The 20600-nt window shown below is 74.8% G+C and carries 18 protein-coding genes; 7 read left to right on the top strand and 11 right to left on the bottom strand.

Annotated features, from left to right (window positions below; genetic code table 11):
- The first annotated feature begins 2 nt into the window (after positions 1 to 2).
- On the top strand, positions 3 to 554 hold the full coding sequence (locus tag HS045_RS20115) for a hypothetical protein (protein WP_230884500.1): 552 nt from the start codon (positions 3 to 5) through the stop codon (positions 552 to 554).
- A 98-nt stretch (positions 555 to 652) separates the two neighbouring features.
- Here the strand turns inward: HS045_RS20115 and HS045_RS20110 are convergent, their stop codons facing one another.
- A complete protein-coding gene (locus HS045_RS20110) occupies positions 653 to 1564 on the bottom strand; it encodes a hypothetical protein (RefSeq protein WP_196453005.1) in 912 nt (303 codons plus the stop codon).
- A gap of 354 nt (positions 1565 to 1918) precedes the next feature.
- The gene (locus HS045_RS20105; protein WP_196453004.1) at positions 1919 to 2860 is read right to left on the bottom strand and encodes a LysR family transcriptional regulator; all 942 of its coding nucleotides are present in this window, start codon (positions 2858 to 2860) and stop codon (positions 1919 to 1921) included.
- Between the two features lie 173 nt (positions 2861 to 3033).
- Here HS045_RS20105 and HS045_RS20100 point away from each other — a divergent pair, with 173 nt between their 5' ends.
- Positions 3034 to 4518 (top strand): MFS transporter, encoded by a 1485-nt coding sequence (locus tag HS045_RS20100; RefSeq protein WP_196453003.1) that lies wholly within the window; start codon positions 3034 to 3036, stop codon positions 4516 to 4518.
- A 156-nt stretch (positions 4519 to 4674) separates the two neighbouring features.
- A complete protein-coding gene (locus HS045_RS20095) occupies positions 4675 to 6141 on the top strand; it encodes a hypothetical protein (protein ID WP_196453002.1) in 1467 nt (488 codons plus the stop codon).
- A gap of 113 nt (positions 6142 to 6254) precedes the next feature.
- Here HS045_RS20095 and HS045_RS20090 read toward each other — a convergent pair whose 3' ends face one another.
- Positions 6255 to 7214: a YafY family protein gene (locus tag HS045_RS20090; protein WP_196453001.1), complete on the bottom strand. Its 960-nt coding sequence runs from the start codon at positions 7212 to 7214 to the stop codon at positions 6255 to 6257.
- 63 nt (positions 7215 to 7277) lie between these two features.
- On the opposite strand from HS045_RS20090, the gene HS045_RS20085 reads away from it, so the two are divergent.
- A complete protein-coding gene (locus tag HS045_RS20085; RefSeq protein WP_196453000.1) occupies positions 7278 to 8630 on the top strand; it encodes an epoxide hydrolase family protein in 1353 nt (450 codons plus the stop codon).
- Here HS045_RS20085 and HS045_RS20080 read toward each other — a convergent pair.
- The 4 genes from HS045_RS20080 to HS045_RS20065 form a co-directional block, all read right to left on the bottom strand.
- The gene (locus tag HS045_RS20080; RefSeq protein WP_196452999.1) at positions 8617 to 9027 is read right to left on the bottom strand and encodes an STAS domain-containing protein; all 411 of its coding nucleotides are present in this window, start codon (positions 9025 to 9027) and stop codon (positions 8617 to 8619) included. The two genes, HS045_RS20085 and HS045_RS20080, sit on opposite strands and share 14 nt — an antisense overlap.
- A gap of 201 nt (positions 9028 to 9228) precedes the next feature.
- Positions 9229 to 12378 carry a BTAD domain-containing putative transcriptional regulator gene (locus HS045_RS20075; RefSeq protein ID WP_196452998.1) on the bottom strand — a complete coding sequence of 1050 codons (3150 nt, stop codon included), beginning with the start codon at positions 12376 to 12378 and terminating at the stop codon, positions 9229 to 9231.
- A gap of 93 nt (positions 12379 to 12471) precedes the next feature.
- Positions 12472 to 13014: a YdeI family protein gene (locus HS045_RS20070; RefSeq protein ID WP_196452997.1), complete on the bottom strand. Its 543-nt coding sequence runs from the start codon at positions 13012 to 13014 to the stop codon at positions 12472 to 12474.
- On the bottom strand, positions 13011 to 13421 hold the full coding sequence (locus HS045_RS20065; protein WP_196452996.1) for a VOC family protein: 411 nt from the start codon (positions 13419 to 13421) through the stop codon (positions 13011 to 13013). Before HS045_RS20065 ends, HS045_RS20070 begins: the two co-directional genes overlap by 4 nt.
- An 85-nt stretch (positions 13422 to 13506) precedes the next feature.
- Here HS045_RS20065 and HS045_RS20060 point away from each other — a divergent pair, with 85 nt between their 5' ends.
- Positions 13507 to 14445: a YafY family protein gene (locus HS045_RS20060; RefSeq protein ID WP_196452995.1), complete on the top strand. Its 939-nt coding sequence runs from the start codon at positions 13507 to 13509 to the stop codon at positions 14443 to 14445.
- A gap of 48 nt (positions 14446 to 14493) precedes the next feature.
- Here HS045_RS20060 and HS045_RS20055 read toward each other — a convergent pair whose 3' ends face one another.
- From HS045_RS20055 to HS045_RS20040, 4 genes are all read right to left on the bottom strand, one after another.
- On the bottom strand, positions 14494 to 15321 hold the full coding sequence (locus HS045_RS20055; RefSeq protein ID WP_196452994.1) for a GDSL-type esterase/lipase family protein: 828 nt from the start codon (positions 15319 to 15321) through the stop codon (positions 14494 to 14496).
- A 209-nt stretch (positions 15322 to 15530) separates the two neighbouring features.
- Positions 15531 to 16172: a LysE family translocator gene (locus HS045_RS20050; protein ID WP_196452993.1), complete on the bottom strand. Its 642-nt coding sequence runs from the start codon at positions 16170 to 16172 to the stop codon at positions 15531 to 15533.
- Between the two features lie 78 nt (positions 16173 to 16250).
- Positions 16251 to 17339, bottom strand: a complete 1089-nt coding sequence (locus tag HS045_RS20045) for a winged helix DNA-binding domain-containing protein (RefSeq protein WP_196452992.1) — start codon at positions 17337 to 17339, stop codon at positions 16251 to 16253.
- A gap of 84 nt (positions 17340 to 17423) precedes the next feature.
- Positions 17424 to 17975 carry a helix-turn-helix domain-containing protein gene (locus HS045_RS20040; RefSeq protein ID WP_307827615.1) on the bottom strand — a complete coding sequence of 184 codons (552 nt, stop codon included), beginning with the start codon at positions 17973 to 17975 and terminating at the stop codon, positions 17424 to 17426.
- A 59-nt stretch (positions 17976 to 18034) separates the two neighbouring features.
- Between HS045_RS20040 and HS045_RS20035 the strand changes: the two genes are divergently transcribed.
- Positions 18035 to 19372, top strand: a complete 1338-nt coding sequence (locus HS045_RS20035) for an erythromycin esterase family protein (protein WP_196452991.1) — start codon at positions 18035 to 18037, stop codon at positions 19370 to 19372.
- Positions 19373 to 19532: 160 nt separating this feature from the next.
- Positions 19533 to 20510 (top strand): tyrosine-type recombinase/integrase, encoded by a 978-nt coding sequence (locus HS045_RS20030; protein ID WP_196452990.1) that lies wholly within the window; start codon positions 19533 to 19535, stop codon positions 20508 to 20510.
- Positions 20511 to 20600: the final 90 nt, after the last annotated feature.

The following is a 20600-nucleotide window of genomic DNA, read 5'->3' as shown; positions in this document are numbered from 1 at the left end:
GGATGACGGCACCGGACGGGGCGACCGGAGCGGCGCACCCCCGCACGCGGCGCGGCATACGGCGTGACCCCGCATCGCCGACGCGCCTGCGCGCGAGCCTGCGCGCGAGCCTGCGCGCACTGCCGGCCGTGGGCGGCTGGCTCGCGGCCTCCGCCGCCGCCACCGCCGCCGGCCTGTGGGCCCTGTCCCTGGCAGGCGCCGGCCTGACCGGCCAGGCCGTCCGCTCGATGACCCTGCAGGAGGTCGAGCAGGCCCTGGCCACCGCCTCGGCGGCCCCGGCCGTCCCGCCTGCCGCCGCGGACGGGCCGTACGCGGCCACCGGAGGCTTCTCCTACGCCGAGGGGTCGGTGACCGCCGCCTGCGACGCGGGCCGGGCCCTGCTGCTGTCGTGGACGCCCGCCCCGGGCCACGGCGTCGAGGAGGTCGAGCGCGGCCCCGCTCCGGCCGCATCGGTGGTCTTCGAATCCGACGACCGCACGACCACGGTCACCGTGACGTGCCCGTCCGGAGCGCCCGCCGCCGAGGCCCGCTCCGCCGCCGAGCACGACGACTGACCGCGCGGCGGCGGAGCGGAGCGGGACCCCGGCGGGTGCGGGCCGCCCTTCAGCCCTGCGGGGCGTACGGCCTCAGGGAGCGGGGCTCGTGATCCGGGTCAGAAGGCGGGGGTCGCGGTCGGGGTTCGGCCGGGCTCAGACGGCGGGGCGGTCGCCGTGGAGGACCCCGTGGGGGTCGCGGTGGGGGTCGCTGTGGGAGTCGCCTCCGGGGGGACCGTCGGGGTCGCGGTCGGCATCGCCGTGGGCGTCGTACTGGGCGTGGGGAGCGGGGTCTGCGGCGGCGTGGGGCAGGGCGCGGGGGTCCGCCACGTGACCGCGCCGGGCGGCCACTGCCGCTGGTACCACCAGCCGCGCCGGTCCTTCCTGGCCGGCCGGGACAGGTCGTAGACGTAGGCGGCCGTGGCCGATGCCCCGTCGGCCCCGCCGGTCCCGCCGCGCGTCGCGGTCAGGGCCACCCAGTCGTCCCGGCGGATCCGGCCGTCGCCGCGCCTGCCGGCGACGACGCGGGTGTCGTCGGTGAGCGCGTACACCTGCTCGAACCCGTCGGCGCTGCGCACCGTGAGCGAGCCGTCGGACACGGCGGTCGCCTGCCCGGTCTGGGCGAAGACCGTCGTGAACACGCACGGATCCGCCGTGCCCACCACGAACTCGCCGTGCGCCGCGCCCGCGAACTCCAGCGGGTGCACGGTGGGCAGCGGGGGCACGGGCGCCGGCGCGGGAGGCAGGGGGACGGCGGTCCGCCCGGGGCCGGTCGGGCTCGCGGTCGGGTCCGGCGCCGCGGTGCCGGACGGCGGCGGGGCGGGCGTGCCCGTCGGAGCGGACGTGCCCGTCGGAGCCGGGCTCTGCGGCGGCGGGGGCGTGGCCGCCGAGGCCGCGGCCGCTCCCAGGCCGCCCGAGGCCAGCAGCGCCGCGGCGGTGGTGAGGATCAGCGGCCGTGGAAGCCCGCGGCGGGCCCCGCTCGCGCCGGCCCGCTTCCGCCCGTTCCGTCTGTCGTGATCGGTCGGTGTCACCAGGTTCTCCCGTCTGCGGTATCCGGTTGAACGCCCGCCGGCCGGGACGGCGCGCGACCACCGCCTGCTCGCTCCCCCGCGGAGGACGACCGCGGCGGATCCGCCGTAACAGTGATCTTTCGGCGGGCACCCGCAGGCACTTCCCCCTCCCGCGCGGCCCATGCGACCGCTCCGGCGGCCGGCTCCGGGCGTCCGCCGCCTTCCACCAGCTCACCCCGGAGATCCACCCGGCGGAAAAACACCGAAAATCCGGTCGGCTCGATCGTCCGCCGGACGACACGCGGCCGTACGGCGGGCCGCCCGGCGCGGCGGTCCGCCGGCGATCACCGGATCACCGTGCGGCGGCCCCGCCGATCAGTCGCGGAGCTCCGCGGCGGCCACCGCCGCCGGCGCCTTGAGGTCGATCACCCGCCGGCACACACCGACCACGCGCTCGCGCAGCCACCGGTGCGCCGGGTCCGCGTCGAGCCGGGCGTGCCACAGCAGCGACACCGTGACCTCGGGAGCGCGGAAGGGCAGCGCGAAGGAGCGCATCCCCCGCCGCAGGCCGGCGGTGTGGTGCTCGGGAACCGTGGCGACCAGGTCCGAGGCCCGCGCCAGCGCCAGGGCCGCGCCGAAGCCGCCCACGGCCGCCGCGATCTCCCGCCTGCGGCCCTCGGCGCGAAGGGCCTCGTCCACCAGTCCCTCTGCCGGATCGCGCCGCGAGACGTGCACGTGCCGGGCGGACAGGTAGCGGGCCGCCGTGACCCTCCCGGTGCTGAGCGGGTGACCGCTCCGCACCACCCCGACGAACCGGTCGGTGAACAGCGGCTCGCTCAGCACGTCCGGCGGCAGGGCGTCCTCGACGACGCCCGTCTCCATGTCGACGCCGTCGCCCCGCAGAGAACCGGTGTCCTTCGCGGTCTTCTGCACGAACCACAGCCGCACGCCGGGCGCCTGGGCGCCGACCACGGCCACCAGCTCGGGCCCGAACCGTTCCGCGAACCCGTCGCTGCCGCGCAGCACGAAGGTCCTCTCCAGCGCCGCCAGGTCGAGCCCGGCGGCCGGCCGCAGCACCTCCTCGGCGTCCCGGACCAGGCCGCGCACGCGCTCACGCAGCTCCACGGCACGCGGCGTGGGCACCAGACCGCGCCCGGCCCGCACGAGCAACGGGTCACCGGTGGCCCTCCGCAACCGCGCGAGCGCCCGGCTCATCGCCGACGGGCTCAGCGCCAGCCGCTCCGCCGCCCGCGTCACGCTGCCCTCCTGGAGCAGGACGTCCAACGTGACCAGCAGGTTCAGATCGGGCCGCGCCATGCACACATGATCCCACGGACCCGCCGGGCATTGCGTCCCATGCACAGATGGCTTTCCATCTTTGCGCCTTCCGCCGGATCACGGAGGGACCTACGGTCGTCACGACCCCCCGGTGACCCCCGGCGGACCCTGGTGATCCCGCCGCCCCTCGACTCCAGGAAGAGACCACCCTCATGAGACCCGCGACGCACCCGGCCGCCGCGCACGAGCCGACACCCCCCGCCCGCCGTCCGTCGCCGGCCCGGGCGCTGACCGCGCTGTCGCTGTCCGTGCTCCTGCCCTCGCTGAGCACCAGCATCGCCAACGTCGGCCTGCCGGACATGGCCGCGGCCCTCGACGCCCCCTTCAACGAGGTCCAGTGGGTCGTGATCGCCTACCTCCTGGCCGTCACGACACTGGTCGCCGTCGCCGGCCGGCTCGGAGACCTCCTCGGCCGCCGCCGTCTCCTGCTCGGCGGCATCACCGTGTTCACGATCGCGACGCTGCTGTGCGGTCTGGCCCCCGACCTTCCCCTCCTGGCCGCCGCCCGAGCGCTCCAGGGCGCCGGCGCCGCGTGCATGACGGCGCTGACGATGGCGTTCGTCGGCGAGACCGTGCCCGAAGACCGCACCGGCAGCGCCATGGGGCTCCTCGGCGCGATGTCGGCGGCCGGCACCGCCTCGGGCCCCTCCCTCGGCGGAGTCCTCATCGCCGCCTTCGACTGGCGGGCGATCTTCCTCGCCGGTGTGCCGCTCGGCCTCCTGGCGCTCACGCTCACGGCACGGGCGCTGCCCGGCGCCCCGCCGGCGGCCGGACCCGCCCGAGGACGCTTCGACATCGCGGGCACGGCGTTGCTGGCGATCACCCTGGGCACCTACGCCCTGGCCATGACGGTCGAGGGGAACGCGTTCGGGCCGCTCGCCATCGGACTGCTCATCGCCTCCGGGGCAGGCCTCGGCCTGTTCGTCGCCACCGAGAACCGGGTCGCCTCCCCGCTGCTCAGCCCCTCGGCGCTCCGCGACCCCGTCCTGGCCGCGGGCCTGACGACGAGCGCGCTGGTCTCGACGGTCATGATGACCACTCTCGTCGTCGGCCCCTTCCACCTGGCCCGGGTGCTCGGCCTCGACCCGGCCTCCGTCGGCCTGGTGATGTCGGCCGGTCCCGCGGTCGCCGCCCTCGCCGGCGTCCCCGCGGGCCGCGCCGCCGACCGCTTCGGAACCCGGGCGACGACGATCGCCGGGCTCGGCGGCGTCCTCGGCGGCGCCGCGGCGCTCTCCGCGATGCCCGCCCTCGCCGGCGTCCCCGGATACGTCATCCCCCTGGTCACCGTCACCGCCGGCTACGCCCTGTTCCAGGCGGCCAACACCACCGCGGTCATGAAGGACGTCCCCCCGCACCGGCGCGGCCTGGCGTCGGGGATGCTGAACCTCTCGCGCAACCTCGGCCTCGTCACCGGCGCGTCGGTCATGGGCGCGCTCTTCGCCCTGGCCTCCGGCACCGATGACGTCGCCACGGCCGCGGCGGCGGACGTGGCGCGCGCGACCCGCTGGACCTTCGCCGCCGCGGCGCTCCTCGCCGCCCTGGCCCTGGCCGTGGCCGCGGGGAGCGCCGCCGCGGCCTCCCGCCGCGCCCGCCGGGCCGACGCCGACTCCGCTCCCAGCCGTTTTCTCCAATCTTGACGCGCCCCGCCCCGTGCGCCCCGCGCCGCCCGGGTATCCCTCCATCCGCCCGGACCTCCCGCCGCGCCCGCCGGGCCACCGCCGACGACCAGGAGAGACACCGGACATGACGCCCTCTGCGACACCCCGCCGGCGGCCCGGCACCGGACCGGCACGATGACGAGCACCCTCGCCCGCACGCCCTCCTCCCCCACCCCGCCGCGCCCGCCGCTGCCCCGCCCCGCCGTCCTGCTCGCCCTCGTCACCGCGCTGTACGGCGCGGCCCAGCTGACGATCGTCTCCCCCCGCATGGGCATCGGCTGGGACGAGGCGATCTACGCCAGCCAGTTCGCCGCGCACGCGCCGCCCGCCGAGTTCAGCGCCCCCCGCGCCCGGGGCGTCCCCCTGCTGGTCGCCCCGGTCACCGCGCTGACCGACTCGGTGACCGCGCTGCGCCTGTACCTCACCGCGCTGTCGTGCCTGGCCCTGTACGGCGCCTTCCTCATCTGGACGCGGGTGCGCCCCGGCCACACCGCCCCGCTGGCCGCGCTGCTGTTCGCCGGCTGCTGGCTGTCGCTGTTCTACGGCAACGAGGCCATGCCCAACCTGTACGTGGCGCTGACCGCCGTCGCCGCCACCGGCCTGCTCTGCCTGTCGCGCCGCTCCCGGGCCGCGCTCGCGGGCCTGGCCGCCGTGATGGCCGCCATGGCGCTGCTGCGCCCCTCCGACGCGCTCGTCGCCGCCGTGCCCCTGGCCGCCGCGGCGCTCCTGGCCCGCCCGCGCCGCCCGGCGGCCCTGGCCGCGATCGCCGCCGGACTGGCCGTCGGCTGGGGCGAATGGCTGGTGGAGGCCGAACTGCGCCACGGCGGGGCCGCCGCCCGCCTGCACGCCGCCGGGCAGGCCAACCTGACGGGCCTGACCGTCTCGATCGCCGAGCACGCCGCCGCGCTCGACGGCCCATCCCTGTGCCGGTGGGGCGCCGACTGCGGCGACGTCTCCCCCGTGGCGCTGGCCTGGTGGCTGGCGATCCCGCTGATGGCCGCGGTCGGCCTGCGGACCGCCTGGCGCGACCGCCGCCGACCCGGCCCCCTGCTGCTGGCCACCCTCGTCGCCGCCGCCCTCACCGCGCCGTACCTGTTCTACGTCGGCTACGCCGCCCCCCGCTTCCTCATGCCCGCCTACGCACTGCTGGCCCTGCCCGTCGCCGCGGGCGCCCTGGCCCTGGTACGGCGCAGCCGCCCGCCGCTGCGCCGTACCGCCATCGCGTTCACCGCCACCGGCCTGCTGGCTCACCTGGCGCTCCAGGGCGCCTACGCGCACCGCATGGCGGCCATCGCCCACGAAGGCCGCGAACGGGTACGGCTGGCCACCGAGGACCTGCGCCGCCGGGGTGTACGGGCCCCGTGCACGGTCTACGGCCAGTCCGGCGTCCAGATCGGCTACCTGCTGGGCTGCCGCTCGCGGGGACTGGCCCGCGGCTTCCCCCGCACCCCGCCGGCCCCCGTCCGGCGGGCCATCGACGCGGGCGAGCGGCTGCTGCTGGTCTACCGGGGCGCCGCCCCGCCCCGCTACGCCGCCGGCTGGCGCACGGTGAAGCTGCCCGGCGGCTGGCGGGCGCGCTTCTCCCCCGCCTGGCACGACTGAGGACCCCGCCCGCCCGCCTCCCGCCCGCCGCGCACCCCCGTGCCCCGCCCCGTGGGCCACCCCCGGCCGCCGCTGCGACCACGACCGGCGCCGCGGGCCGTACGGGGCACGCCCTACCTCGCCCGCACGGCCCGCAGGCAGCGCTCGGCGTGGGCCCGCAGCTCCTCGGCGAGCTCGGCCGGACCCTCGACGAGGGTGAAACCGACGCCGACCGAAGTGATCATCCACACCAGGTCCGCCGGGCTCTCGGCACCGACGTGCAGCAGGCAACGGTCGCCGTCGACCGCCTCGATCACCCCCATGCCCGGCCAGACCCGCCCCGCCGCGGCCTGCGCCGGCACGTGCAGCACCACGCTCGCCTGCCACGGCCAGGTCCGCCACGACAACCGCCGCGCCAGATAGGCCGCCACATCGCCGTCGGGCGGCTCGCGCGGCGCGAACCGCGGACCGGTGGGCGTGCGGGGCGCCAGCCGGTCCACCCGGAAGACCCGCCAGTCATCGCGGTCGGCGTCCCACGCCACGAGATACCAGTGCCGGCCGAAACTGACCAGGCGGTGCGGCTCGACGCACCGCACCGTCACACCGCCGCGCGGACCGCGGTAGTCGAAACGCAGCCGCTCACGGCGGCGGCAGGCCTCGGCGATCGCCATCAGCGCCTGCGGACTCACCGCGGGCCCGACGCCGCCGACCCGCACGGTCGCCGCGTTCAACGCATCCACCCGGTGCCGCAACCGGGACGGCAGCACCTGCTCCAGCTTGGCCAGCGCCCGCAGCGAGGTCTCCTCGATCCCGGCGACCGAACCATCCGCCGCCGTGCGCAACCCCACCGCCACCGCCACCGCCTCGTCGTCGTCCAGCAGCAACGGCGGCAGCGCCCCGCCCGCCCCCAGCCGGTAACCGGCACAGCCCTGCACGGCGTGCACCGGGTAGCCGAGCCCGCGCAACCGCTGCACGTCCCGGCGGACCGTGCGCACGCTCACCTCCAGCCGCCCGGCCAGCTCGGCGCCGGACCACTCCCGGCGGGTCTGCAGGAGCGACAGCAGCCGGAGCAGCCGCGCGGAGGTGTCCACCATGCCTGCCAGACTGCCCGATCCTTAGGACCGGATCCGTCCTAAGCGCCCCGTAGCTTCTCCGGCATGACCAACCCCCGCCACACCACCGGCCCCGCGGCCCCCGCAAGCCCCCGGCCGCAGATCCTGCCCTTCCGCATCGACGTCCCCCAGGCGCACCTGGACGACCTCGCCGCCCGCCTGACCGCCACCCGCTGGCCGGACGAACTGCCCGGCGTCGGCTGGAGCCGCGGCGTGCCCGTCGCCTACCTGAAGGACCTCGCCGCATACTGGCGCACCGGCTACGACTGGCGGACACACGAAGCCGCCCTCAACGCCCACCCGCAGTACCGCACCACCATCGACGGGCAGACCCTCCACTTTGTGCACGTGCGCTCCCCCGAACCCGGCGCCGCCCCGCTGCTGCTGCTGCACGGCTGGCCCGGCGGCGTCGTGGACTTCCTCGACGTCATCGGCCCGCTGTCGGACCCCCGCGCGCACGGCGGCGACGCCGCCGACGCCTTCGACCTCGTCATCCCGTCCCTGCCGGGCTTCGGCTTCTCCACCCCGCTGGCCGGACCCGGCATGGACGCCGCCAGGATGGCCGCGCTGCTGGCCCGGCTGATGGACCTGCTCGGCTACCACCGCTACGGCGTGCAGGGCTACGACACCGGCGCCTGGGTCGCCCCCCACCTCGGCGAACAGAACCCCGACCGCGTCACCGGCATCCACCTCAACGCCCTGCTCGCCTTCCCCACCGGCGCCGAGGGCGAGACCGACGGCCTGACACCGGCCGAGCAGCGCCGCTGGCAGGCCATGCAGGACTTCAACGACGGCTACCTGCAGTGCAACGCCAAACGGCCGCAGACCGTGGCCTACGGACTGCACGACTCACCCGTCGGCCAGCTCGCCTGGATCGTGGAGAAGTTCAAGGAGCTCACCCACCCCGAAGAGGGACTGCCCGAAGACAGCGTCGACCGCGACCGCATCCTGACCGACGTCTCGCTGTACTGGCTGACCGGCACCGCCGGATCGGCGGCGCAGATCTACTACGAGGAGATCTCCGCCCCCTCCTGGAGCGACACCGCCGCAACCGGTCCAGGCGGAGACGGCCCCTCCGGCGACACCGCCGCAACCGGTCCAGGCGGAGACGGCCCCTCCGGCGACACCGCCGCCTGGACCGCCCCCTCCCGCGGAACCGTGCCCACCGGAGTGCTCGTCTCCGCCCACGACGTCACCATCCGCCGCTGGGCCGAACGCGACCACGCCATCGTGCGGTGGACCGAACTCGACCGGGGCGGCCACTTCCTGGCGATGGAGGAACCGGAACTGCTCGTCCACGACGTGCGCGCCTTCTTCCGCCCCCTGCGGCCCGGAACCGGACCGGCGCCTGACGGCGCAAGCAGCCCCTCACCCGCCCCCGCGCCTACGCGGAACTGAGGTGCCCCTCACCGGACCGCGTGTCCCGGCGGGCGGCCACCCGCAGGGCGTCGGCGGGAGTCGGGCAGATCTCGAACGTCGTACGCAGGCCGGTGATGGCCAGCACACGCGCCACCACCCCGTCGACGCCGGCCAGCACCAACCGCGTGCCCCGCCCCTCGCAGCGCTGCAGGGCGGCGACCAGCACACCCAGCCCCGTCGAGTCGCAGAACGTGGTCTCGGTCAGATCGACGACGACGACCGGCAACTCCGACAGACCCCACAGACGATGCAACTGCTCACGCAGGACCGGGGCGCCGGCCGCGTCGAGCGCCCCGCAGGCGCGCACGACGACCGCATCGTTGTACAGACCGGCCGAGACGGTGAACGCCGGGCCGTGATCGGGTGCGAACAGCATGGCGGGCCCTCCTCACACCTGCGGATTCCAGGGCAGGCGCTTGTTTTTCTACCAGCACCGCGGCATTTCTAACACCGGACCGCTCCCCCGACAGAAACCCGGCAGGCGAGGACCTGGTCACCCCGCCCGCCGGAACACACCGCACGCACCGCCCTCACCGCGCTCACCGGGCCGGCACCCGCCCGCCGGCACGCACGACGTTCACGGAGCGAGCGCGATCTCGGCCAGCTCACGCCAGTCCCGCCGCCGACCCTCACGGACCGCCTCGGCGAACAGCGCCTCACCGAGACGACCGCGCGCCTGCGCCGCGATCCTGCAAGCGTCCGGCTGCGAACGATCCGGCGCACCGCGCACGGCGTCACCCGCCGCCAGCAACCGCACCGCCTGCTCGTCCTGCCCCCGGCGCAGCGCCAGATCCGCGATCCCGACCAGCACCCCCGCCAGCATCGGCGGAAACGCCGTCCCCGCCACCGCGCGCAACGCCTCGGCCCGATAGGCGCGGGAACTCTCCAGATCCTCCGCGAGATAGCCGTACATGTCCATCGCCTTGGCGCGGATCCGACCGATCCGCTCATCGTCCAGCATCGCCCGCACCGTGGCCAGGTGCCGGCGCGCCACCTCCGGCTCACCGCGCCAGCGCGCCAGCTCCGCCTTCGCGATCGCCAACTCGGCGACCGTGTCCGGCCAGGCGATCCCCTCCGCGTACCGCTGCGCCTGCGCCATCGCGCAGGCACTGGACCGCTCGTCGCCCAGCAGCCAGTACAGCTGCGCCTGCCGCGCCCGCAACCCGACCAGGTCCTCGGTCGCGCCCAGCTCGGCCAGCGCCGCCACCGCCTCCTCCCAGTGCTCACACGCCCGGGCGAACTCACCGCGCATGGCCAGCCGATCACCCAGGAAACCCAGCGACAGCGCGATCCCCCACCGATCCCCCACCCGGCGGAACGCGGCGAGGGCGACCTCGGCGTCGAGGTCCACACCGGTCTCATCACCGTCCAGCACCAGCCGCAACCGGCCGCGGGCGAGCCTGGCCTGCGCGCTCACCCACAGATCACCATCGGCGATGAGCGGCTCGAACGCCGGCAGGAACTCCTCCGGCCCGCGCAGCATCGCCTCCAGCGGAGCGGCGAACCCGAGCACCGGATGACGACGCCCGCTGCGCCGCGCGAACCGCGACGCCTTCTGGATCCACTCCCGCGCCTGATACTGATCACCACCGACCCCCGAGGACACGAACACCGCCACGATGGTGTACGCCACCGCCCGCACCCCATCGGAGACCTCCCCCTCCAAGGAGGCCGCCGCGACGCCCAACCCGGTGCCCTCGGCCCGGCGCCCACTGAGGAACCAGTGCCACCCCACGGCCGCGACCAGCCGCATCGCCTCCTGCGCCCACCCCTCGGCGATCGCCCCGCGCAGCGCCGCGGCGATGTTGTCGTGCTCGGCCTCCAGCACCGCCAGCCACTCCAACTGCCCGGCCGCACGCAGGTGCGGATCGGCCGTCTCGGCCAGCTCGGTGAACCAGGCCAGATGCGCCCGGCGCGCCGACTCGCCCTCCCCCGCCTCGACCAGCCGGTCCGCCGCGTACTCCCTGATCGTGCCCAGCATCCGGTAACGCGGCACGTCCCCGCCGTCGGCGAGCACCAACGACTTCTCGATCAACGCGGTGAGCACCTCGAACACCCGCTCACCGGCGGGCAGCCCCTCCCCGCACACCCGCTCGGCCGCCTCCAGGCCCGCCCCGCCGGAGAACACCGACAACCGCCGCAGCACACCGCGCTCGGCCTCGGTCAGCAGATCCCAGCTCCAGTCCACGACCGCACGCAGCGTCCTGTGCCGCGACAGCGCCGTACGGCTGCCGCCCGTCAGCAACCGGAACCGGTCATCGAGCCGCCGCGCCAGCTGATCGACGGACATGGTGCGCAGCCGTACCGCGGCCAGCTCGATCGCCAGCGGCATCCCGTCGAGCACCCGGCAGATCCGCGCCATCGCCGACAGCGCGGCCGCATCGGACCCGACGCCCTTGCGCACCAGACCCCCGCGGTCGCGCAGCAGCCGTACCGCGGGCGAGGCCCCGACCTCGGCCGGGCCCGCACCCTCGGCCGGCAGCCCGAGCGGCTCGACCTGCCACAGCACCTCCCCGGTGATGCCGAGCGGCTCCCGGCTCGTGGCGATGATCCGCAGCCCCCGGCACTCCCCCAGGAGCCGGTCCGCGAAGACCGCGACCGCCTCGATCATGTGCTCGCAGTTGTCCAGGACCAGCAGCATCGCACGCTCACGCAGCGCGGCCACGAGCCGATCCATCGGCTCCCCGCCCCGCGCGTCACCGAGCAGCGCCTGCTCCCGCAGCCCGACCGCGGACAGAGCGGCCTGCACCGGCTCGCCGCCCGCGGGAACCGACGCCAGCTCGACCAGCCACGCCCCGTCCGGCAGCCCCGCGAGCATCGTCCGCGCGACCTCCCCGGCCAGCCTGGTCTTGCCGCAGCCGCCCGCCCCCGTCAACGTGACCAGCCGGTGGCCCGCGGCCAGATCCGCGACCGCGCCGACGTCGGCGTCCCTGCCCACGAAACTCGTCAACTCGGCGCGCAGATTCGTCCTGCGGCCCTGCGCCCGCCCGCCCAGCTCACCACGGAGCAGCGCGGTGTGCAGCGCGGCCAGCTCCGCCGACGGATCGGCGCCCAGCTCCTCGGCGAGCCGCTCACGCGTCCGCTGGTACACCGCCAGCGCCTCACTCCCCCGCCCCGCCTCGGCCAGCGCCCGCATCAGGGCCCCCGCGAACCCCTCCCGCAGCGGATACGACGCGACCAGCCCGGTCAGCTCGGAGACCAGCTCCGGACCGCGCCCCAGACGCAGGTCCGCCTCCACCCGGTCCCCGAGCGCGGCGACGTACAGCTCGTCCAGCCGCGCCACCGCGGCGGCGAACGCGTCGCTGTCCGGCAGCGCGAGGTCCGCCATGGCCGCGCCCCGCCACAACGCCAGCGCCGAACGCAGCAGGTCCGCCCGCGCCGCGGGCCCGGCGCCGCGGGCCCGGCCCACCAGATCCTCGAACCGGCACGCGTCCACCGCGTCAGCGGCCACCGCCAGCCGGTACCCGCCCGGGACCGCCTCCACCACACCGCCCGGCAGCACCCGGCGCAACCGCGACACCAACGCCTGCAACGCGTTCACCTCGTCCACAGGCGGCCGCCGCCCCCAGATCCAGTCCACCAGCCTCGCCCGCGCCACCACCCGCCCCGGCTGCAGGGCCAGGGCGGCCAGCAACGCCCTCAACCGGACCCCGGTAACCTGCAGCACGGCCCCCTCGGGGCTGCGGACCTCGAACGGCCCGAGCAATTCGACTCGCACACCGGTCATTGTGCCGAACCCGCGGCCCCGCCCCGACCCCAGCGACCCCCGGCCCCCGGCCCCGCTCCCGCGGTGCCGCACCCCCGCCCACCGGCCCTCCCCTCACCCCCCGCCCAGCCCCCGTACCACCCGCTCCAGACGGGCCGCCCGCCCGGCCGCCGTCCTGGCCTTCAGCAACGGCAGCACCAGCCGGTAGCGACCGGTCGCACCGAGCACCTCGAACCGCGCGGCGGCCCGCGCGTCGGCCGCCAGCGCCTCGGCCAGATCGGGCGGGACGACCGCCTCCCGCTGAGCCGCGTACGCCGACGCCCAGCGGCCGTCCGCCTGCGCCGCGGCGACCTCCGCCAGACCCGGCGGACGCATCCGCCCCGCCGCGGTCAGCGCCTCCACCCGCTCGACGTTCACCCGCGACCACGGGCTGCGCCTGCGCCGCGGCGAGTAGCGCTGCAGAAAGCGCCGCTCGTCGCAGGACCTGCGGTGGCTGTCGATCCAGCCGTAGCACAGCGCCACCTCCAGCGCCTCCCCGATCGCGACCAGCTCCTCACCCGACCCCTTCCTGGCGATCTCCAGCCAGGCCTCGCCCTCGGTCGCGTGGTGCACGGCAAGCCACGACTCCCACTGCGCGGCATCCGCGAAACGCATCATCGGCCCACGACCTCCAGATAGTGCCGGTTGTACATGACGCCGAGCACGTTGCCGAACGGGTCGACCACCGAAGCGGTGACGAACCCGGGACCGCGCTCGGTGAGCGGCATGTACGGCACGGCCCCCATGGACAGCAGCCGGTCCAGCGCCGCCCGCACGTCGTCGACGTGCCAGTGCAGCACCGCGCCCCCCGGACCCGCGCCGTCCGCGCCCGCCGGAGCGTAGCGCCGGTCGATCAACCCCAGCTCGGTCAGGTGGTCGCCGATCCTGAACTCGTAGTAGGCGGCCGGCCGGCCGCCACCCGGCGCCTCGAAGTACGGCTCCGCGCCCAGCAGCTCGGCGTACCACGTCCTGGCCGCCTCCAGGTCGTCGGCCCAGATGTTGACGGTGGCCGGTCCTCGCAACATACGACTGCCCCTCTCGCTGTCCCTCCCCGGACTCTAGGAACGATCGAGGAACATACGGTTCCTCGACTCCTGGCAGACTGAAGAAGTGGTGGAAACCTCGGTCCGGCTCCTGCGCCTCCTGGCCCTGCTGCAGTCACGCCCCGACTGGCCCGGTCCCGAACTCGCCGACCGGCTCGGCGTCACCACCCGCACCGTGCGCAACGACGTCGAACGGCTGCGCATCCTCGGCTACCGCATCCACTCGGCCACCGGCCCCGCGGGCGGCTACCGCCTCGGCGCCGGCGCCACCCTGCCCCCGCTGATCCTCGACGACGACGAAGCCGTCGCCGTGGCCGTCAGCCTGCACGCCGCGGCCGCCGGCACCGTCACCGGGCTGGAGGAGACCGCGCTGCGCGCCCTGGCCAAACTCCAGCAGACGCTCCCCTCCCGGCTACGGCACCGCATCGACGCCGTGGGCGCGGCCACCGTCTCCGTCGCCCGCCGCGGCCCCACCGTCGACGCCGCGACGCTCACCGCCGTCGCCGCCGCCGTCCGCGACCACGAGCAGCTGCGCTTCGACTACCGCAGCCACGACGGCACCACCGGCCCGCGCACCGCCGAACCCCACCGCCTCGTCTACACCGGCCGCCGCTGGTACCTGCTCGCCTGGGACACCGGCCGTGCCGACTGGCGCACCTTCCGCGCCGACCGCATCGCCCTGCGCACCCCCAACGGCCCCCGCTTCACCCCCCGCACTCCCCCCGACGACGCCGCCACCCACGTCGTCCGCGGCGTCGCCTCCACCGCCTGGAGCCACCCGGCCCGGGTCCGCCTGCACGCCCCCCTGGACCAGATCTCCCAGGTCCTGCCGCCCACCGCCGGCCTCCTGCACGACGACGGCGTCCTGGAGACCGGCGGCGAGTCCCTGCACCACGTGGCCGCCTTCCTCGGCACCCTCGGCCTGCCCTTCACCGTCCTGGACCCGCCCGAACTTCGCGACCTCCTGCGCACCCTCGCCCACCGCTACCGCGAGGCGACCGGCTGAACGCCGCCCCGCGGCACCCGGCGACCACCGCACGCACCCGCCCGCGGATCACCCGTCGAGCCCCGCCGGCGGATAGGTCACCTCGGCCAGCAGCCGCTGCCCGGCCGCGTTGGGATGGAAGTAGTCCCAGCGGCTCATGTGCGACAGTTCGAACGGATAACCGAACACCGCCCCGCCGTCGTACCGGCACCCGGCCTGCTCGGCGCAGACCCGCTCCAGCACCGCGTTGAAATCGGCCACCCGCTGGCGCACCCGATCCCGCCGCTCCGCATCCGCCTGATCCGTCGAACGCGGCCGCGCCAGCATCGACTGGCAGATGTTCAGCGCCGCCCACGCCGCCCGGGCCGAGGAACTGCCCCTCCCGACCTCCCACAACCGCTTGACGTCGGGAATGCTCGCCACGAACACCGTCGCCTCCGGCACCCCCTGCGCGAGCGTCCGCATCGCCGTACGGAACCTCGCCTCGAAGTCGGCCACCGACGTCATCCCCGCCTCCGACGACGTGCAGGCGTCGTTGGCGCCGATCAGGACCGTCACGTACCCCGCCCCGGCCGCGACGGCCCGCTCGGCCTGACCCTGCAGATCGGCGACCCTGGCCCCCGAACGGCTCACGTTGTGGGCCACCAGATCGGCGTTGACCTCCCGCAGCCGCCGATAGTGGCTGCGCACCGACGAACTCGAGCCGGTTGACCAGGACCTGGACGGACAGTCGACGTAGAAACCGCAGGCGTTGAACCCCTGCGTGATGGAGTCGCCCATCGAGGCCATCGACGTGACGGCCCGCGACGCCTGCGCGGTCCCCGCCGCGACCGCCCCCGGGGCGAGCGCGGCGCTCAGTGCGGTGAGCAGGACGAGTGCCCGGCGCGGGAGCTTCAATCTGGCCTCCTGGGTCCTCCCCGATCAGCTGGGATGCTCAGAATGTCCGCCCGCACCACCGGATTTACAAGCTCGCATTACAAGTTACTGACTTGTTGGTAACATCCGTTCGCCGCCGCCATCACCGCCGCCGCCATCACCGCCGCCGCCGCGTCGCCCCGGTGGCCGGGCGACCCCAGGCCCCTCACCCGCCGGGGAACGGCCCGCGATCAGCCCCCCGCCGGGGAGCGGTCCGCGATCAGATGTACCGCCAGCCCGCCCAGCACCGCCCCCATCAGGTGGCGCTGCACCCGCGCCCACACCGGCCGACGGGCCAGGAACACCGCCACCGACCCCGCCATCAGCACGAACATCCCGTTGCCCGACACCGCCACCGCGATCTGCGTGAGCCCCAGGACCAGGCTCTGCCCCGCCACGTCCCCCCGCGCCGGATCCACGAACTGCGGCAGCAGCGACACGTACATGACCGCCAGCTTCGGATTGAGCAGACTCGTGACCAGCCCCATCACGAACAACCGCGCCGGCCGGTCCGGCGCCGGCTCCCGCAGCGCGAAGACCGACCCCCCGCCCGGCCGCACCGCGCACCAGGCCAGCCAGAGCAGATACGCCGCCCCGGCCAGCTTGACCGCCGTGTAGGCCGCGGGCACCACGGCGAACACCGCCGTGATCCCCGCGACCACCGCCGCCAGGTAGACCAGGAAACCCCCCGCCACCCCCAGCAGCGAGACCAGCCCCGCCCGGCGCCCCTGCGCCACCGACCGCGACACCAGATAGATCATGTTGGGCCCCGGGGTCAGCACCATCCCCAACGCCACCGCCGCCATGCCCGCCACCGCGCCCGCAGAGACCATGCGCCCATCATGGATGGGAACCACGACCCGGAGAACGGCCAATTCCCACAATTGGCCCTGCCGATCAGACGCGGCCGATCACACGAACCGCACCCCCCGCACCTCCGCCGACGGAGCGAACAGCTCCAGCATCCGCAGCCCCTCCACCTCCAGCTCCCCCCGCTGCACCGCCGTCACCGGCGCGAACGGCTCCACCTCCAGCACCGCCTCACCCCGACCCGACACCACCCGCCACAACCCCCGCACGAACCCGTCCACCAGCACCGTCGCCCTGATGATCCCGTTCACCGTGAACACCCGCCGCCGGTACTCGTCCGCCATGATCCGCGTCCGCGTCCGCGCCGAGAACGACAGCAGCACGTTGTCGAACTCCGCCAGGTAACGCACCGGCGCCGGCGCATCCGGATCCGGCAGCACCGCCTCCGGCAGATCCACCACCTCGACGCCGTCCTCGGTCGCGAAGACCCGCAGCCCCATCCCCCGGACGACCTCTCCCAGCCTCGTCATCCCCGACCACTGCTGCACGTCCATCACCGACGCCGGACCGTAGGCCGCCAGATACCGCCGCACCATCTCCGCCGGCCCCGCCGCCCCGTCCGGCGCACGGCCCAGCCACGCCTCCGCACTCGTGTGCGCCGGCTGCCCGCCCACCCCCCACACGCCCCGCGGCGGCACCTGCACCAGCGGCACCGTCTCCCGCACCGCCGCCACCAGATCGGCGGGATCCCGCTCCGGCCACCGCCCGGCCAGCGCCGCCCCCAGCTCCCGGAAGGTCAGCGGACGCTCCTCCACCAGCTCCCGGCCCACCCGCGCGACCTCCGCCGGATCCAGACCCGCCAGCCCCTTCCGCCCCCGCAGCCCCCGCTCCAGCGTCGGCGCCAGCAGAGCGCGCAGCACCAGGCAGTCCTCCGCCGTCACCAGATGGATGGTGGAACGCATCAGCGCCAGCCGCACCACCCGCCGGTCGTAGAGCAACCGCGACAGGTCATCGGGCGCGAACCCCTCCAACCGGCTCCACAACCCCACGTACGGTGGGGCGGGAGCCTGCGCCTGCATGCCGTACAGGTGCCGGACCGCCTCCAGGGCGCTCAGCCCCGCCCGGGAGAGCAGCAACTGCCGCTCCAACGTCGCCCGGTTGAGCGCCCGCCTGCTCAGCGTCTCCGGCATGAGACCCCTCTCGATCGGCCACCGGAGACCATATCGGACCGAAACATCCCTTCCAATCGGCCGGCGAGGCTCGATCGCCTGAGTTCACGAGCCCCCGTCCTCCTGGTTCCGCTGTTCCGTCGGGAAGAAGATCGCGCTGATCACATGCGGTCGACGCCCCGGTGCGGGCCCGTTCCCCGCCCGGGCTCTGAGCACCTCCAGCAACTCACCCGCGACCTCCTCCATCTCCTCCGGGCTGAGCCACAACGTTCCCTGCCGATACCCCACCCGATCCGCGGCCGGATCGGCTCCCGGCCGATCGAGATAGGCGTTGAACTCGGCGAGCAGCGCCGCCATGGCCACCGCGAACCCGTGACGGTGGTCTTCGTTCGACATGGCCCGGGCCGTGTCGAGGTCGACGTGGAGGGCGTCGCGCCGGAGGCGGTAGTGGCGCTCGATCATCCCTCGCACCCGCTGCTCGCCGACGACTTCCAGCAGCCCGGCGTCGGCGAGCATGCCGACGTGCCGGTACAGGGTGGTCCTCGGCACATCGGTCAGGCTCTCGCACAGGTCGGACGTGGTCCGGGTGCGACCACCCGACAGCGCCCACATGATGCGCAACCGGACCGGATGCAAGATCAGTTCAAGGGTGTCCACGAACCGATACTCCCATATATGGTACTGTTCCCAAAGTTGGAACTATTCGAAGGATCTCGATGACCGCACACACGACCGCACCGCCGACCCGGCTCAGCAACGCAGCCGTGACCCCCCTGCGCACGCTCGATCCGGCCGCAGCGCTGGACGACCTGGAATGGCTGGACGAGGCGATCGGGGACGCGCGGGTGGTGGCGATCGGCGAGAGCGCGCACTACAACCGCGAGTCCTACGAACTGCGCCACCGCCTCCTGCGCCACCTGACCGAGCGGCACGGTTTCGGCGCCTACGCGATGGAGACCGGTTTCACGGAGGGATGGCAGGCCGACACCTGGGTCCGCGGCGGCGGCCACGACCGGCTCGGCGAGGTCATGGCGGGCGGCCTGACCTCACTGATGGGCCTGTGGCGCCAGATGGGCAGCCACCTGGAATGGATGCGCGAGCACAACGCCTCCGCCGAGCACCCGGTCGGCTTCTACGGCATCGACCTGGGAGGCCAGAACGCCTCCCTGATCCCCGCCCTGGACGCCGCGCTCACCTTCCTCGCGCAGGCCGATCCCGGCTTCGAGGCCGACCCGGCCATCCGGGAGACGGCCTCGGCCTTCTCCGCCACGTCCCCGTTCGTCGCGCCCGCGACCATGGCCGCCTACGCGCAGCTTCCGCCCGAGACGAAGAACGCACTGACAGCGGGCCTCGCCGGCCTCGCCGCGCGCATGAAGGGCCGGCGTCTGGAGTACATCAGGCGCACCACCGCCGAAGCATACGAGCGCGCACTGTGCTCCATGCGCCACGCGCTCACCCTGGACTCCGTCATCCGCGGCATGACCGGCGGTGACCATCAAAGCGTGCTCTACAACCGCGACGCCGAGATCGCCGACACGGTCGAGGGGATTCTGCGCAGGCACGACCGGATCGTCCTGGCCGCCCACAACGCCCACATCCAGCGCGGGCCCGCCGTACTCCCCGGCATGGACCCGGTGACCCCGGCGGGCATGCACCTGGCAGACCGGCTGGGCGAGGACTACCTGGTCATGGGCACCACGTCGGGAACCGGCGACATGCTCAACTCCGACGCCGCCGCGTTCATGGCCGGCACGCTCTTCGCGCCGATGCCCGCCCCGGAGCCCGGCAGCCTCGACGCCCTCCTGCACGCCAGCCACGACGGCCCCTTCGCCACCGACCTGCGGCGGCTGTCGCCCGCCGACGCCGACGCCGTCCGGACCGCCAGCGTGCAACGCGCCGGCCTGGGCGCGTTCTACGCGCCGGTGAACGCGCTGGACGCGTACGACATCGTCGTCCATCTGCCCCACGTCACCGGCGCCGACCCCGACGAGGCCGCACTGGCCTGCTCACCCCAGGAGGTGCGGGAGGTGTTCTCTCACTACAAGCCCCAATAGGGCGAACAATCGACTGGGTGCTGGTCGTCGGGGTTTTTTAGACGTGAGGAATCGACTTTCTGCTCGTACCAAGCTCCTTTACATTGTAGATTATGAAAGCTCTTTCCCGAGAGCCGGGACCGCCGGATCACGCCGCGCGTCGAGGGTTAGGATCTCCCCGATGAGCCTGCCAGCCGTTCCCCCCGCAGCGACCGGGCCCGTCGTCGAGCCCGCGCGCGACCCCTACCTGGTCTACCTCGACTCCCTGGCCAGTCCCGAGTCCCGCCGCGCGATGCGGGGCTGCCTGGACCGCCTGGCCGTCCTCATCTCCGGCGACGAGGCCGTCTCCGGCGCCGGCCAGCCCTGGCACCTGCTGCGCTACGAGCACACCGTGCGCCTGCGTGCACTGATGACCGAACGCGGCTGGTCCCCCTCCTACGTCAACAAGCACCTCGTCGCGCTGCGCAGGGTGCTGCGGGAGGCCTGGCGGCTCGGGCGGATGACCGCCGAGGAATACCAGCGCGCCGCGGACCTGCCGACCGTCGAGCACACCCGTCTGCCCACCGGCCAGCACGTTCCCGCCGAGGTCGTCGGCGCGGCCCTGGCCGCCTGCGAGGCCGACGACTCCCCCGCCGGCATCCGCGACGCCGCCCTGCTCGCCGCGCTGTACTCCACCGGCTGCCGCCGCGCGGAGATCGCCGGGTTGACGCTGGACGACTACGATCCGGCCTCCCGCTCGCTGCGGGTGCGCGGCAAGCGCGACAAGGAGCGCCTGGTCTATCTCACCCCCCAGGCCGTCGGCCGCCTGGAGCGCTGGCTGGCCGTGCGGGGCCGCGTCTCCGGGGCGCTGTTCTGCCCCATCGGCAGGGCGGGCTTCCTGCGGTTCCGCGACGGCGGGCCGGCGGCCATGACGGGCCAGGCCGTCGCCGACATCCTGGCCCGGCGGCTGACCCAGGCCGGAGCCGCACCGCGCACCCCCCACGACTTCCGCCGCACCTTCATCGGCGAGCTGCTCGACACGGGCGTGGACCTCGCCACCGCCCAGGCCCTGGTCGGCCACGCCTCACCCGCCACCACCGCCCGCTACGACCGCCGCCCCGAGCGGCGCCGCCGCGAGGCCGTCGACCGGATCACCCTCCCCGCCGCCGAGCCCCTGTGAGCGGCGGATCACCGTCGTCCCCGCGGCCGGCCGCGGCCGCCCCGGAGCCGCCCGCCACACCGCCGGGCACCGAGGAGACGTCTGGACCCC

The organism is Planomonospora sp. ID82291, assembly GCF_015711645.1.
Lineage (GTDB): Bacteria > Actinomycetota > Actinomycetes > Streptosporangiales > Streptosporangiaceae > Planomonospora.
Note: the sequence above shows the minus strand (reverse complement) of the source record. Positions and strands in the feature narration are given on the sequence as shown.